Source organism: Marinobacter sp. CH_CUG1437-1 (assembly GCF_037029655.1).
Taxonomy (GTDB): domain Bacteria; phylum Pseudomonadota; class Gammaproteobacteria; order Pseudomonadales; family Oleiphilaceae; genus Marinobacter; species Marinobacter salsuginis.
This window is the reverse complement of sequence record NZ_JAYMEW010000001.1, coordinates 1,073,668-1,087,229: the sequence shown is the minus strand read 5'-3', so window position 1 is coordinate 1,087,229 and position 13,562 is coordinate 1,073,668. Positions and strand designations below refer to the sequence as shown.

Here is a 13,562-nt window from a genome sequence, read left to right as displayed (position 1 = left end):
AAAGATTTCAGGATTCACAAAAATGCAAAATAGCTCGGATAACGTCGAGACCCCTGACTGGCTGGATGCCATTCGCTGGACAGAGGACGGCCTGGTGCCAGCCATCGCCCAGGATGCCGAAACCGGCGATATCCTGATGATGGCCTGGATGAACCGGGAATCGCTCAGGCTGACCGCCGAAGAAGGCCAGGCCATTTACTGGTCCCGCTCTCGAGGCAAGCTCTGGCGCAAGGGGGAAACCTCAGGACACCAGCAGGTCATTCGGGACATTCGACTGGACTGCGACGAGGACGTCATCCTGCTGAAGGTGGAACAAAAGGGCGGCATCGCTTGCCATACTGGCAGGCGCAGCTGCTTCTACCGGACCCTGGAAGATGGTCAGTGGGTCAGCGTTGACCCGGTGATCAAGGACCCCGGCACTATTTACGGCAGCAACTGAGGAGCACGGACAGTGAGCGATGTACTGGAAAACCTGGCGCGGGTTCTGGAGGCCAGGAAAGAGGCAGACCCGGAAACCTCCTATGTAGCCAGTCTCCACGCCAAGGGTCTGAACAAGATTCTGGAGAAGGTCGGGGAAGAGTGCACCGAAACCCTGCTGGCCGCCAAGGACGCAGAACACTCCGGTGAAACCCGGGATGTGGTTTATGAAACAGCCGACCTGTGGTTCCACAGCTTGGTGATGTTGTCCCGACTGGGCCTTGGCCCGAAGGACATCCTGGATGAGCTGGCCAGCCGGTTCGACCTGTCAGGCCTGGAAGAAAAAGCGTCACGGGAAAAGTGAGCGGTAATACCTCTAAAGGGGTTTCCGCGTAACCGTTCTGGTAACGTACAATGTCATTGAACAGAAACATTAAAACGAGGACCCCGTAATGGGTATCAGCATCTGGCAATTACTTATCGTACTCGGCATTGTCATTCTGTTGTTTGGAACCAAGAAACTGCGCAACATCGGCAGCGATCTGGGTGGCGCCATCCGCGGCTTCAAGAAGTCCATGAACGATGAGGACTCCAAGGCCGAGAACCAGGAATCCCTGGAAGGCAAGGAAAACGAGCAGCCGCAACAACAGGCCGCGGCCGAAGACAAGCCCCGGGACAAGTCCCACAGCTGAGACCAGGCTGAATGTTCGATATCGGCTTTCTTGAGCTGCTGATCTGCGGCGTCATAGCGCTGTTGGTACTCGGCCCCGAGCGCCTGCCCACGGCTGCCCGTGCTGCGGGCCGCTGGGTGGGTGGCGCGCGACGTATGGTCAGCCAGTTCACCTCGGAACTGGACCGGCAATTGAAAGCCGATGAGCTCCGCGAAGAGCTTCGCAAGGCAGGCGATGTTGGTCTGGATGATGTGCAGAAAACCGTGCGTGGCGCCCTCGACGAGGCTAAAAAGTACGAGCACATGATCCTGCCCGATAACGAAACCCAGAAGCCAAGGCCCGCGCCGGCGACACGACGTGTGTCTGGCCAGCCAAAGCCCTCCGAGTCTTCTGACCGGGAGCAGGCTGGTACCAGCGACGCTCCGCAGACGCCGGATACAGGCTCTGCCGGGAACGACCAACCCAAAAACGAAACCCCGCAAAGTCCGCCGGATAACCGTTCATGAATGCAAAACCCGACGGCAACCAGATGCCTCCGGAACACCAGGAAATGCCTCTGATCGAGCACCTGCTCGAACTGCGCAACCGCCTCCTGAAGATGGTTTTAGCGGTACTGGTGTGCTTCGCGGCCATCTATCCGTTTGCCAACGAGCTCTACCTGTTCCTGTCTGAACCGATCCGCTCCCTGTTGCCGGTTGGCCAGACCATGATCGCAACGGATGTAACCTCGCCCTTCTTCGCGCCGTTGAAGCTGGCGCTGGTACTGGCGGTGTTCGCCGCCATCCCGATCATTCTTTACCAGCTCTGGAGTTTTATTGCACCGGGCCTCTATGCCCACGAGAAGCGGCTGGCCTTTCCTCTGCTGTTTACCTCGGTAATCCTGTTCTATGCCGGCGCGGCATTCGCCTATTTTGTTGTATTCCCCCTGGTGTTCGGCTTCTTTACCGCGATCGGTCCGGAAGGCATCGTCGAATTGCCGGACATCACCAGCTATCTCAATTTCGTGCTCAAGATGTTCTTCGCCTTCGGTGTGGCCTTCGAGATTCCGATCGCCACCGTGCTGTTAATCCTCACCGGGGCCACCACGCCAGCGGATTTGGCGGCCAAGCGCCCCTATGTGGTGGTTGGCTGCTTTATCATCGGCATGCTGCTGACCCCGCCTGACATCATCTCCCAGACGCTGTTGGCTGTTCCCATGTGGATCCTGTTCGAGGTCGGCATCCTGTTCGGGCGACTGGCAAAACGGGAAGTGGCAGACGCGGACAGCGATGAGCCTGCCGGCGAATGAATCTGGCGTTACTGTTTGATGAGGATTTCATAGCACCCGACCGGGCCATATTAAGCGGCCGGCGCCTGGCTCACCTGCACTCGGTGATCAAAGTCGTTGCTGGCGATACAGTGCCGGTGGGCCGCGAGGGTGGCCAAATGGGCACCGGAGAGGTCGTCCGACTGACCGATACCGAGGCGGAACTCCAGGTAACCCTGGACCAGCCTCCCCCTGCACCACTGCCTCTCACCCTGGTTCTGGCGATGCCCCGACCGAAGATGTTCCGCCGGATACTGCAGACCTGCGCCGCACTTGGCGTGAAAGACCTGTGGTTGATCAACAGCTACAAGGTGGAAAAAAGCTTCTGGCAAACACCGTGGCTCTCAGACCAGCAAGTGCGAGAAAACCTCACCCTGGGGCTTGAGCAGTCCAAAGACACCCTGATGCCCCGGGTGCAGATCCGCAAGCTGTTCAAACCCTTTGTGGAAGACGAGCTTCCGTCGCTGGTGGCAGGCAGAAAAGCCCTGGTAGCCCACCCCGGCACGAGCACACCCTGCCCGACGCATCTGAACCAGCCGACGGTACTCTGCATTGGCCCCGAGGGTGGTTTTACAGATTACGAAGTAGGCAAACTCGAAGACGCCGGTTGCCAGGGTGTCCACCTCGGCCCCCGCATCCTGAGAGTGGAAACTGCGGTACCAGTGCTGGTTAGCCGGCTGTTCGACGCCTGTCTCTAGCAGCCTGCCACCACCGGGCCAGTGGCGTAATCATGGCCACCAGTAACGCCCCGGCCAACACCCCGAACAGGCCGTTGGCTATCGTCGGCACGAGAGCACCAACCACACCACTGAATCCCTCGGCAAAGTGATGAATGGCGTCGTAGACCGGCGTGAATCCGTGGGTGAGAATGCCACCACCCACCAGGAACATCGCCAGGGTGCCAAGAATGGAGAGCGTCTTCATCAGATAGGGGGCCAGCCATAGAATACCTGCGCCCAGCTTCTGGAGCACGGGGTTGTCCTGCTGACTGAGGTAGAGACCGCCGTCGTCCAGCTTGACGATCCCTGCCACCAGGCCGTACACAAAAACTGTGATCATGATGGCAACCACCGCCAGCACCATGAACTGCATGCCGATCGTCTGGGTTGTTACGGTGCCCAGCGTGATGGCAATAATCTCCGCAGACAGAATGAAATCGGTACGGATGGCGCCCTTGATCTTGTCTTTCTCGATCGCCCGAAGGTCGGTTTCCGGATTCTTCAGGGCTTCACGCAGCTGCCCTTTGCGCTTCTGATCTTCCTCCCGATGCAGAAACTTGTGCACCAGTTTCTCGAAACCCTCGAAACACAGGAAGGCACCGCCAAGCATCAGCAACGGCGTGACCAGCCAGGGCATGAAAAAACTGATCGCAAGGGCCGCCGGCACCAGGATGGCCTTGTTGATCATCGACCCCCTGGCTACAGCCCAGACCACGGGTAACTCCCGCGCAGGTTTCACGCCAGTTACCTGTTGGGCGTTGAGCGCCAGATCGTCACCCAGAACACCCGCCGTTTTCTTGGTGGCGGTCTTGGTCATCAGGGCGACATCGTCCAGCACCGTGGCGATGTCATCGATCAGAACCAGAAGACTGCTTCCTGCCATTACAGAATTCCTTTTCTGTTCAACCGTTAAGACCCATGGCCTCGGCCGCAATGCGGTTTTTCACCGGGCCCAGCTGATTGAGCCAGCGCAAACCGGTGTTGCGCAGCCAGCGTACCGGCAACTCATCACGACCAAACAGCTGCTTGAACCCCTCCATGGCCGCCATCATGGTCAGGTTTTCACCTTTCCTCCGGCGCTGATAGCGCGCCAGAACCAGTTCATCCGCTGGCCCCAGGCCTGCTTTCCTTGCCCGCGAAAGCTCGTCCAACAGAGTGCGTACATCGCCAAAGCCCAGATTGGCGCCCTGCCCCGCCAGCGGGTGAATGGTATGAGCTGCGTCGCCGACCAGGGCGAAACCGGGCGCAATGTAGTCTTTCGCGTGGCGCTGGCGAAGCGGAAAAGCAAACCTTTTGGAGACTGCCTGAACCGTTCCAAGCTCGCGCTCGATCGCCTGCTCAAGCTCGGCCACAAATTTCGTGTCCTCCAGAGCCATCAGGCGCCTGGCTTCGTCGGTATCCTGGGACCAGACAATGGAGCAGAAATGCTCAATGCCCGATTCGGGCAGCAAAGGCAGGAACGCCAGCGGCCCAGTCATTGAAAACCGTTGCCAGGCGGTAAAGCGATGACTCTGACTGGTTTGCACCGTGCACACGATGGCCTGTTGGTCGTAGTCCCATTCGCGGGTTGGCAAACCTACCCACTGACGCAAACGGGAATTGGCACCGTCACACCCCACGACCAATCCGGCCGCCAGGGATCGGCCACCCTCCAGCTCAAGGGCGTAACTCCCTGAGGACCGCCTGCAGCCGGTAATACTTGCGCCCTCGATCAGCTCAACCGGGCTTTGCTCCAGGGCGCGGAACAATGCCCGCACAATACTGCGGTTTTCGACGATCGTCCCAAGGGCCCGTGCCTGAAGCTCGGCAGCTTCAAACTGTATTCGCCCAGTACCATCACCATCCCAGACTGTCATGGTCTGATAAGGACAGTGTCGACCGGCGGTCACCTCGGACCAGACTCCGAGCTGCTCCAGCAAGCGTTGGCTGGCGACCGAAATGGCACTGACCCGAGGCTCGAAATCGACAACGGTGGCGGCAGGCTCCGGTGCCCTGACCAGGGTTTCGTGATCGGAGCCCTCCACCAGCGCCACATGCCAGCCCTGACGTGATAGCCCGAGAGCCAGGGCGGATCCGATCATGCCCCCGCCGGCCACCAGAATATCGAAGGTTTTCACTTCACTCATGACCAGGCGCCTCCCGGCCCAGATTTCCAGGCCGGTCAATCACCGCCCGGCGCCCTCCCAGGCCCATGGCCTTGCGCGCAAACCAGCGCTTGGCCCCGGGCAACAGATCAAGCCCCACCAGACCGGCATCGCGGGCAGCAGTTACCGGCAACATGGAGTGTCCGAACAGGCGTACAAGAGAATCCGAGAAGCGTACCGTCTGCTGCCAATCCTGGCGATGCAGAGCGTGGTAACGTTTGAGGACCTCGAGATCCCCGATGGATCTGCCCTGTTCTTCCGCCAGCCGGAACTGCTCCACCAGAGTCATCAGCCCTCGCAGGGCCAGATTGAATCCCTGCCCGGCAACCGGATGCAGGGCATGGGCCGCATTGCCCACCAGGGCAACCCCGGGGCGCACCGGCTCGTCTACCGTCGTCAGGGTCAGCGGGTAATGGTGACAGGTACCAATGCGGGTAAACCGGCCAAGACGCCAGCCAAACCGGTCCTGGAGCCAGCGGCATTTTTCCTGGTCGGGAAGTTCAAGAACTTCCTGCAATGCCTCGTCGGACAGGGTCCAGACCAGTGCCGACTGGTGCCCTGCACGCGTGGGAGAACCATGGGGCAAAAGCGCCATGGGGCCGGCATCGGTGAATCGTTCAAAGGCAGTGAAACCGTGGCTGTCACTTGTGGAGACATTGGCGATCAGGGCATTCTGGCCATAGCTGTGACGATCCGGCCTGAAGCCAAGCTTCTCACGCAGTCCGGAGCGACCGCCATCCGCCACCACCAGGCAGCGAGCCGTCAGTTCCGGGGCATCTTCGCCATCCTCCGACAGCCGGACCCGAACGCCGCCGGGAATGGGCGTCATATCAGTCACCTCTGCCGGCGCGCGCCACTGGACGTTGGTCTCCAGCAACTCACGCATCAGGCACAACCCCATCCAGCGGTTGTCAGCTACATAACCAAGGGCCTGCTGACCATGCTCGGCGGCATGCAACCGGGTGGCGCCGAAATGCCCCCGATCCGACACATGGATATGCTCAATGGGCGTGGCATGCTCGGCGAGACGATGCCACAGCCCAAGCTCTTCAAAAATCAGCCGGGAGCCCCACGCCAGAGCAGTGGAACGTGCGTCGTAGCTGGGCTGGTAACTGTCCGGCAGGGCATCGGGAGATAGCGGAAAGGCCTCGACTACGGTCACGTGCAGCGACGGCACCATCCGGGCCAGCGCCAGGGCGAGGGTTGCTCCGGCAAGGCCACCACCGGCAATGATCAGATCGGTATCGGGCTTGGTCACAGGGTGTCAGTCCGCCATCAGGGCTTCGATTTCGGCAATGGTTTTCGGCACCGCTTCGGTCAGGACCCGACAGCCGTCTTTGGTCACCACCACATCGTCTTCGATACGAATACCAATGCCACGCCATTTCTCATCCACATCGGTGTTATCCGGCGCGATATACAGCCCGGGTTCAACCGTCAGGGCCATGCCTGGCTCCAGCTGGCGCCAGGCATCACCGACCTTGTAATCGCCGACATCGTGCACATCCAGGCCCAACCAGTGGCCGGTGCGGTGCATGAAAAAGGGTTTGTAGGCTTCATTGGCAATGGCGTCTTCGAGGGTGCCAGACAACAACCCGAGATCGATCAGGCCCTGGGTCAGCACTTCCAGCGCCGCTTCATGGGGGCGGTTCCAGTGGTTTTCCGGCGACACAGCCTCAATGGCCCGATACTGGGCAGCCAACACCACCTCATACAACGCCCGCTGCTCGTTGCTGAACTTTCCGCTGACCGGGAAAGTGCGGGTAATGTCGGAGGCGTAGCACTGGTATTCACAGCCGGCATCAATCAGCACCAGATCGCCGTCTTTCAGCGGTGCACTGTTCTCAATGTAATGCAGGATGCAGCCATTGCCGCCTCCGCCCACAATCGACGGGTAAGCCGTTGAACGGGCGCCGTGTTCCATAAACGTGTGGATAAGCTCGGCCTCGAGGTTGTACTCGAAGCCACCCTTGCGGGCCCGCTTCATGGCGCGGCAGTGGGCTTCGGCGCTGATCTGGCCCGCCTTGGCCATAATCTTGATCTCGTTGGCGCTCTTGTAGAGCCGCAGGTCATGAAGCAGGTGCTCCAGGGACACGAATTCGCCGGGCGGATGGGCGCCGCTGCGAACCTTGCTGCGAATCATCTTTACCCAGTCCATCACCCGGGCGTCAAAATGATCGTCCTTGCCCAGGGGATAATAGACCCGGCTGCGCCCCTCGATCATGCCCGGGAGTATGTCGTCGATGTCGGCGATCGGGAACGCATCGTCCAGGCCGTAGCGTTCAATGGCGCCTTCCGGGCCCACCAGGAACCCGTCCCAGAGTTCCTTCTGAGGATCACGCTCTTTGCAGAACAGAACCGATTCCCCGTGTTCACGGCCAGGGATCAGGGCCAGCACGGCCTCCGGCTCGCCAAAACCGGACAGGTAATGAAAATCACTGTCCTGGCGGAACGGATGCAGCACATCGCGATTGCGAACGCGCTCCGGGGCGGCCGGAATAATCGCAATGCTGTCTGGCGCCATGCGCTCCATCAGCTTTCGACGGCGCTCGGCAAACTCCTTCACGGGAATCATGGAGTTCATAGTCTCTCCTGCAATCAGGACCCTGCTCAGTGCAGGGTCGGCGAATCAGACTTCGGCGGTTCGGGGGCGTTGAATTCGGTAAAGACGGCAAGCGCCCCAAGCCGGATGTACTCGGTAATCTCCAGCAACTGCTGCTCGCTTTCGTCGTCCGCTTCTTCCTCGTCGGACAACTGACTGATGGCGACCATATCCTCGATCAGCTCCCGGATCTCATCCGGTGCCTGGCCCAGCGATTCACCTGCTGACAATGCCATGCCTTCGAGAAATCCCCGCACCCAGGAAACCAGGGCCTCGAGGCGCTGCTCAATGGCGTAGTCGTCATCCGGTAACAAAGGATGGAAACTCATGTCTGCTGATTTCAAGAGCTCCAGTGTCTGCTCGTAGGCCCTGTTCATGAACGGAGCGAGATCGTCAGACTCCTCGACTGCGTCTTCAGCCAGGCCCATGTGCTCACATACCATGGCCAGCCACTCCGGCTCATTGATACGGGATCCGGCCGCCAGGCGACCACAAAGCGCACCGTGCAATTCGGATGGGTGGCTAAATGCCTTGTGAGCGGTAAAAACGTTGGCCCAGCGCTCGAATTCTGCGGCGCGGGCAGCACCGGAAGTGTCGGTTTCTGACATGAAACAGGCGAATCCTGTGTTGGTGGATTAGACGCCTACTTTAGCATTCAGGCGCCCTCAAGGCACTGCCTGTTGATTTTTAACCGGCGAGAGAACAATATGTTATAACATATCAATTAACGTGGAACTTCCTGCCATGAAGCGATCAAAACTCAACGCCGTATTTCTGGCTACCAGCAGTGCTCTGATGGCCCTTAGCGCGAATGCCAGCGACAATCCGGGAGCTCACCAACATGGTCATGCCGAACTGCAGGTAGCACTGGATGGCAATCAGATCGATCTGATTTTCACGTCGCCCGCCTACAACTTGCTCGGATTCGAACACCGCGCCCGGACAGACGACCAGAAGGCCCTGGTCAAGGAAACCGAAGAATGGCTCGAGCGCACACCGCTGATCAACACGCCAGATGCCAGCTGCAAGGTGGCGAGCGCTGAGGTTTATCATGAGGCTGGAGATGGGTCTGGCGACCACCACAACCATGGCCATGACAGTAATGGACACGACCACCACGAGCATAACGAACACGAGCATTCGGAAGGATACGGCCACTCGGATTTCGAAGTGACCCAGGTTCTGAATTGCACCGGACTGGCATCCGCAGAAGCGCTGCTGATTCCCCTCACCGAGCGTTTTCCCGAGATTGAAGATCTCGGTGTCCAGTGGGTGTGGTCAGGAGGTCAGGGATCAACGCGCCTCGAACAGCCAGAAAGCAGTTTCAGCCTGAAGGGCCAATAAGGCAGAGGACAGAGTTTTGCGAGCCCTACTCCGTATAGGGCTCAACATTCGTTGCAACCATCGAATAGGACGAGGTGCCAATGTCATTTTCGGTGCGGTCGATCACCAGCTTGCCTTCGATCCAGACCGGATCGTACAGGGCCTCAAGGGTGAAACCTTCCTTGTACTTCACGTGAATGATCTGGTTCGGCGGTGGTGGCGGCACATGAATACAGGCGCCGTAGTAAGGCACCAGGAAGAACTCCAGGATGCGCATGTCCTCGGTTGTTTTCAGGGGCACCACAAAGCCGGGGATGCGCCCCTCCACGTCGCCCATTTCCGGCACAACCCGGCCGGTCATGATCTCGTCCGGCAGCAGCGGCGGGCCATCGCCCTCGTGTTCAATCTCTGGCATATTCTCCAGCAGCGCCAGGTCCTCGGCAGGCATCAGCTCGAGCCAGTCGATTTCCCTGGTTTCGGCCTGACTGGCTGCCGGGAGCAAGAGCGCCAGGACAAGCGCAGTGATCGAGGGCAGCGCAAAGCGCGAACGCGCCGGGGCAAACATCATTGGACCACAAACTCCTGATACGGAAACTGGGAAACCGCCATCATACACCGGGCAGACAGCAACCAACATGACCAGCAAGACAGACTCAACCAGCAACAGTTCCCGAAGTACGTCAACCGCGATTGACGTCAGCGGGCTTGTGTTTTCCTGGGACCCGGCACAGGCACCCCTCAGTTTTCCGGATATCAACCTCAAGCGCGGCGAGCACCTGTTTCTACACGGCCCCAGCGGCAGCGGCAAAAGCACACTCCTGAGCCTCCTGGCGGGCATGCTTCGGCCCCACGCCGGCTCAGTGCGGATACTGGATACCGACATTCACCGGCTCGGCGCCGGCGCCCGGGACCAATTCCGCGCCGACCATCTGGGTGTTATCTTCCAGCAGTTCAATCTGGTGCCTTACCTGACGACCCGAGCCAACGTCACCTTACCCTGCGGATTGTCTGAACTGCGCAAACAGCACACCGAACCGACGGTCGCAGAGGAAGCTGAGAGATTGCTTGCCGCCCTGTCGATCCCCGAAGATCACTGGCAGCGAAAAGTCACCAGGCTGAGCATTGGCCAGCAACAGCGGATCGCAGCCGCCCGGGCACTGATTGGCGCGCCGGGTCTGATTCTCGCGGACGAGCCCACCTCAGCGCTGGATGCTGACAACCGTGACCGGTTTCTGGAACTGCTTCTGCACCTTGCCCACCGGCATAACACCTCCGTGCTGTTCGTCAGTCACGACCAGTCCCTCGCCCGCCATTTCGGTAATCAGCTGGAACTGCGGGGTAACCGGACATGAAAGCACGCCTTGCTTTGACACTGGCCCTGGCCAGCCTGTGGCACCGGAAAAAGGTACTGGCCCTGGTGTGCCTGACGCTTACCCTGAGTGTTTCCTTGCTACTGGGCATCCAGTACCTACGTACCGAAGTCAAACAGTCTTTCACCAGCACCATCAGTGGCACCGACCTGATCGTCGGCGCCCGCAGCGGTCAGCTAAACCTGCTGCTGTACACCGTGTTTCATATTGGCGATGCCACCAACAACATTCGCTGGTCTACCTACCAGAGCCTGAAGGATGATTCTCGCCTCGAGTGGCTGATTCCGATTTCCCTTGGAGACAGCTACCGGGGCAATCGAGTGGTCGCTACCGACGAGAACTTTCTGAAGCACTTCCGTTACGGCCGGGATCTGCCGCTTGAACTGGCAGAGGGCCAGTGGTTTGAAGGGGTCTTTGATGTTGTGTTGGGCGCAGGCGTAGCACGGTCGCTGGCTCATCAGGTGGGCGAAGAAATCATACTGTCCCATGGTGGCGGCAGAACCAGCTTCTCCAACCATGAAGACACGCCGTTTACGGTTACCGGCATACTGGCGCCCACCGGCACGCCGGTGGACCAGGCGGTTTACATTGGTCTGGATGGCATGGAGGCCATGCACGTGGGCTGGGAATCCGGGGTCGCCATTCCGGGCCGGACAATTACCCGGGAGCAGGCGGAAGGCCGTGATTTCACCCCCGATGCCATTACCGCCGCGTTTATCGGCATCGAAAGACAGGTGCTGACCTTCCGGATACAACGGGAAATCAACCAGTTCGCCGGTGAGCCGCTGTCAGCCATACTACCTGGCGTTGCGCTGAGCGAGCTCTGGCGGCTGATGGGCCAGTTCGAGCGGGCGTTGCTGGGCATCACCGTATTCGTCGTGATTACCAGCCTGATTGGACTCATCGCTGTTCTGTTAACCATACAGGCGCAACGGGCCCACGAAATTGCCGTACTCAGAGCTACCGGTGCATCTCCAGCGCTGATCGCCTCGCTATATATCATTGAATGTGTTGCCCTTGCTGTCGCGGCCTGCGTGCTGGCCCTTGCCATTGGTATGGCAGGCGTCTCACTGGCAAGCCCATGGCTGCTGGCCAACTATGGCCTGCAGATCGCGCTGCGTCCGCTGACTTCCGAGGAATGGGCATTGCTCGCTTCGGTGCCAATCGCAGCCTTCATCGTGGCGCTCGTACCGGCCTTCAGCACCTGGCGCCAGAGCCGCCGGCTGGGCTTTGGCGAACCCGCAGATCAGTGATGCGCATCACGCAGGGAACGCAATGACAAGCCTGTAAATTGACCGACTTAGCGTCCACACTTATAGTTAGTTGCAATTACCTCAAACCACTGCTGGGCACGTCATGGAACAGTCCGAAGTACAGGCATTAGCGGACAAGCTGGACAGGCTGATTGAGCGCTGTCAGAAACTTGAGCGGGACAACGCCACATTGCGGGAGCTGCAAGATGACTGGAACCGGGAACGGGCCCAGCTGGTGCAGAAGAACGATCACGCAAAGCACAAGATCGAAGCTATGATCAGCCGCCTTCGGGCCCTGGAGCATCACTGATGGCACAGCAATCCACCACGGTTGAGGTGAAGATCCTCGACAAGGAATACCTGGTCGCGTGCCCGGAAGAAGAGCAGGAAGCACTGCTGCGGGCTGCCCGCCACCTGGACAGCAAAATGCGCGAAATCCGTGCCAGCGGCAAGGTGTTCGGCACCGAGCGCATTGCCGTTATGGCAGCTCTGAACATTACCCACGAACTGCTCGAGCGGGACACCATGTCGGACGCCACCAGCACGCTGCTGCGTGCCATGGACAGTAAACTCGACGGTGCCCTGGGTGACGGCTCGGGCCGCTGAATCGGCAGAGAATCGGAGACAGGTGTTGCAATCGGCCCCGCCACTGCCCGTATAATAGAACCAACTTCCTGGGCTGTTCGGGATAGTCGGATACGTCCTCGAGCCGATGCGCACTACCCAGGTGGCTACTTCAGGGCATTGTGAGCACGTCCCCGACAGGGGAAAGCCTAATATGTCACAGCGGCCACCGACCTTGAACTCTGGGTTCAAGGGCCACATCCGATAACGGCAGCCCGGGAAGCTTTATTTTGAGCCAGTTTATCGAGCCTCAACCGTTCCAGACCCATCCTGACACCTTCTCACGCAGTGAACTTCGCAAGCACCTGCGAAAGCATCGCCGTGCGCTGAGTTTCGAGCAACAGCAACAGGCCGCCGAGTATCTCGCACTCAACCTGCTGAAGAATCCGGACCTTCACCGCGCCCGGCATATTGCCATTTACCTGCCCAATGACGGCGAGATTGATCCCCACGTCTACCTGGATATCGCCCGCCGCAAAGGCATCCGTTTCTACCTCCCGGTACTGCATCCGATCCATGAAGGCAGGCTGGTTTTCAGCCCCTATTACGACGGCGTGGAGCTCACTGCGAACCGGTTTGGCATACCCGAGCCGGCGTTCAGCAAAGGCCTGCGACGCCCGGCCTGGGCATTGGATGCGGTACTGTTTCCGTTAGTGGGATTTGACGAACAGGGCGGAAGACTGGGAATGGGTGGGGGCTTCTACGACAGAACGTTCGCCTTCAGCCGGATACGACCAAGGCTGGCGCCGAAGCTGATTGGCCTGGCCCATGATTTTCAAAAAGTGGAAAAGCTGCCAACAGAGCCCTGGGACGTGCCCCTGCACAGCGTGGTGACCGATAAACGACGTTACCGGTTCAGCGGCTGATTCATGACCTGAACGGAGCCGACCAGATTGGCCGCTCTTGCGTCTTTGTCTTCAGAGGCGTGGATGGATGTGAAACCAGTAATCACAAGGCCGATGGCAAAAATCAGCACAATGGCTTTGATGATGTCAGGCTTGCCGCCCATGGCTTCAGTTCCTCAAAATGCGCTTTAAAAGTGTCGGGAAATCAGTCAGCTATTCTTGACTTCAAGAATCAGAAGAAAGACTAACACCTATCTGCGCTTTTACAATTTTTGACAGATTAAAATT

19 protein-coding genes and 1 other RNA gene are annotated in these 13,562 nt (G+C 59.1%); 13 read left to right on the top strand and 7 right to left on the bottom strand.

The window, feature by feature from the left end:
• Nucleotides 1-22 precede the first annotated feature (22 nt).
• From hisI to WA411_RS04910, 6 genes are all read left to right on the top strand, one after another.
• The gene (hisI, locus tag WA411_RS04935) at nucleotides 23-439 is read left to right on the top strand and encodes a phosphoribosyl-AMP cyclohydrolase (RefSeq protein ID WP_069181992.1); all 417 of its coding nucleotides are present in this window, start codon (nucleotides 23-25) and stop codon (nucleotides 437-439) included.
• A gap of 12 nt (nucleotides 440-451) precedes the next feature.
• On the top strand, nucleotides 452-781 hold the full coding sequence (locus WA411_RS04930; protein WP_069181993.1) for a phosphoribosyl-ATP diphosphatase: 330 nt from the start codon (nucleotides 452-454) through the stop codon (nucleotides 779-781).
• Nucleotides 782-869: 88 nt separating this feature from the next.
• Nucleotides 870-1,109 carry a Sec-independent protein translocase subunit TatA gene (gene tatA, locus WA411_RS04925; RefSeq protein WP_069181994.1) on the top strand — a complete coding sequence of 80 codons (240 nt, stop codon included), beginning with the start codon at nucleotides 870-872 and terminating at the stop codon, nucleotides 1,107-1,109.
• 11 nt (nucleotides 1,110-1,120) lie between these two features.
• Nucleotides 1,121-1,594, top strand: a complete 474-nt coding sequence (gene tatB / locus WA411_RS04920; protein ID WP_069181995.1) for a Sec-independent protein translocase protein TatB — start codon at nucleotides 1,121-1,123, stop codon at nucleotides 1,592-1,594.
• The gene (tatC, locus tag WA411_RS04915) at nucleotides 1,591-2,376 is read left to right on the top strand and encodes a twin-arginine translocase subunit TatC (protein WP_069181996.1); all 786 of its coding nucleotides are present in this window, start codon (nucleotides 1,591-1,593) and stop codon (nucleotides 2,374-2,376) included. Before tatB ends, tatC begins: the two co-directional genes overlap by 4 nt.
• Nucleotides 2,373-3,092 (top strand): 16S rRNA (uracil(1498)-N(3))-methyltransferase, encoded by a 720-nt coding sequence (locus WA411_RS04910; RefSeq protein WP_291904315.1) that lies wholly within the window; start codon nucleotides 2,373-2,375, stop codon nucleotides 3,090-3,092. The genes tatC and WA411_RS04910 overlap by 4 nt, the downstream gene beginning before the upstream one ends.
• Here the strand turns inward: WA411_RS04910 and WA411_RS04905 are convergent.
• The 5 genes from WA411_RS04905 to WA411_RS04885 are packed head-to-tail and all read right to left on the bottom strand — an operon-like array spanning nucleotide 3,064 to nucleotide 8,467.
• The gene (locus WA411_RS04905; protein WP_069181998.1) at nucleotides 3,064-3,996 is read right to left on the bottom strand and encodes a DUF808 domain-containing protein; all 933 of its coding nucleotides are present in this window, start codon (nucleotides 3,994-3,996) and stop codon (nucleotides 3,064-3,066) included. The two genes, WA411_RS04910 and WA411_RS04905, sit on opposite strands and share 29 nt — an antisense overlap.
• A gap of 19 nt (nucleotides 3,997-4,015) precedes the next feature.
• Nucleotides 4,016-5,239 carry an FAD-dependent monooxygenase gene (locus tag WA411_RS04900; RefSeq protein WP_291904316.1) on the bottom strand — a complete coding sequence of 408 codons (1,224 nt, stop codon included), beginning with the start codon at nucleotides 5,237-5,239 and terminating at the stop codon, nucleotides 4,016-4,018.
• Nucleotides 5,232-6,515, bottom strand: coding sequence for a 2-octaprenyl-6-methoxyphenyl hydroxylase (ubiH, locus tag WA411_RS04895; protein WP_291904317.1), 1,284 nt, complete (start codon nucleotides 6,513-6,515; stop codon nucleotides 5,232-5,234). Before ubiH ends, WA411_RS04900 begins: the two co-directional genes overlap by 8 nt.
• A 6-nt stretch (nucleotides 6,516-6,521) precedes the next feature.
• Complete coding sequence (gene pepP / locus WA411_RS04890) at nucleotides 6,522-7,841, bottom strand: Xaa-Pro aminopeptidase (protein WP_291904318.1); 1,320 nt, start codon at nucleotides 7,839-7,841, stop codon at nucleotides 6,522-6,524.
• A 26-nt stretch (nucleotides 7,842-7,867) separates the two neighbouring features.
• The gene (locus WA411_RS04885; protein ID WP_069182002.1) at nucleotides 7,868-8,467 is read right to left on the bottom strand and encodes a UPF0149 family protein; all 600 of its coding nucleotides are present in this window, start codon (nucleotides 8,465-8,467) and stop codon (nucleotides 7,868-7,870) included.
• 136 nt (nucleotides 8,468-8,603) lie between these two features.
• On the opposite strand from WA411_RS04885, the gene WA411_RS04880 reads away from it, so the two are divergent.
• Nucleotides 8,604-9,203 (top strand): ZrgA family zinc uptake protein, encoded by a 600-nt coding sequence (locus WA411_RS04880; protein WP_291904319.1) that lies wholly within the window; start codon nucleotides 8,604-8,606, stop codon nucleotides 9,201-9,203.
• A gap of 25 nt (nucleotides 9,204-9,228) precedes the next feature.
• On the opposite strand, the gene WA411_RS04875 is transcribed toward WA411_RS04880, so the two are convergent.
• Entirely contained in the window at nucleotides 9,229-9,750 is a 522-nt protein-coding gene (locus WA411_RS04875; RefSeq protein WP_136629832.1) for a DUF3299 domain-containing protein, read from the bottom strand.
• Nucleotides 9,751-9,817: 67 nt separating this feature from the next.
• Here WA411_RS04875 and WA411_RS04870 point away from each other — a divergent pair, with 67 nt between their 5' ends.
• The 6 genes from WA411_RS04870 (at nucleotide 9,818) to WA411_RS04845 (ending at nucleotide 13,295) form a co-directional block, all read left to right on the top strand.
• Nucleotides 9,818-10,534: an ABC transporter ATP-binding protein gene (locus WA411_RS04870; RefSeq protein WP_069182004.1), complete on the top strand. Its 717-nt coding sequence runs from the start codon at nucleotides 9,818-9,820 to the stop codon at nucleotides 10,532-10,534.
• A complete protein-coding gene (locus WA411_RS04865; RefSeq protein ID WP_291904320.1) occupies nucleotides 10,531-11,805 on the top strand; it encodes an ABC transporter permease in 1,275 nt (424 codons plus the stop codon). Before WA411_RS04870 ends, WA411_RS04865 begins: the two co-directional genes overlap by 4 nt.
• A gap of 103 nt (nucleotides 11,806-11,908) precedes the next feature.
• Nucleotides 11,909-12,115, top strand: coding sequence for a TIGR02449 family protein (locus WA411_RS04860; protein ID WP_008170964.1), 207 nt, complete (start codon nucleotides 11,909-11,911; stop codon nucleotides 12,113-12,115).
• Entirely contained in the window at nucleotides 12,115-12,411 is a 297-nt protein-coding gene (locus tag WA411_RS04855; protein ID WP_069182006.1) for a cell division protein ZapA, read from the top strand. The genes WA411_RS04860 and WA411_RS04855 overlap by 1 nt, the downstream gene beginning before the upstream one ends.
• A 62-nt stretch (nucleotides 12,412-12,473) precedes the next feature.
• Nucleotides 12,474-12,655, top strand: a non-coding RNA gene (ssrS, locus tag WA411_RS04850) — 6S RNA.
• A gap of 4 nt (nucleotides 12,656-12,659) precedes the next feature.
• Complete coding sequence (locus WA411_RS04845; protein WP_291904323.1) at nucleotides 12,660-13,295, top strand: 5-formyltetrahydrofolate cyclo-ligase; 636 nt, start codon at nucleotides 12,660-12,662, stop codon at nucleotides 13,293-13,295.
• Here WA411_RS04845 and WA411_RS04840 read toward each other — a convergent pair.
• Nucleotides 13,277-13,438, bottom strand: coding sequence for a hypothetical protein (locus WA411_RS04840; RefSeq protein WP_008170953.1), 162 nt, complete (start codon nucleotides 13,436-13,438; stop codon nucleotides 13,277-13,279). The two genes, WA411_RS04845 and WA411_RS04840, sit on opposite strands and share 19 nt — an antisense overlap.
• Nucleotides 13,439-13,562: the final 124 nt, after the last annotated feature.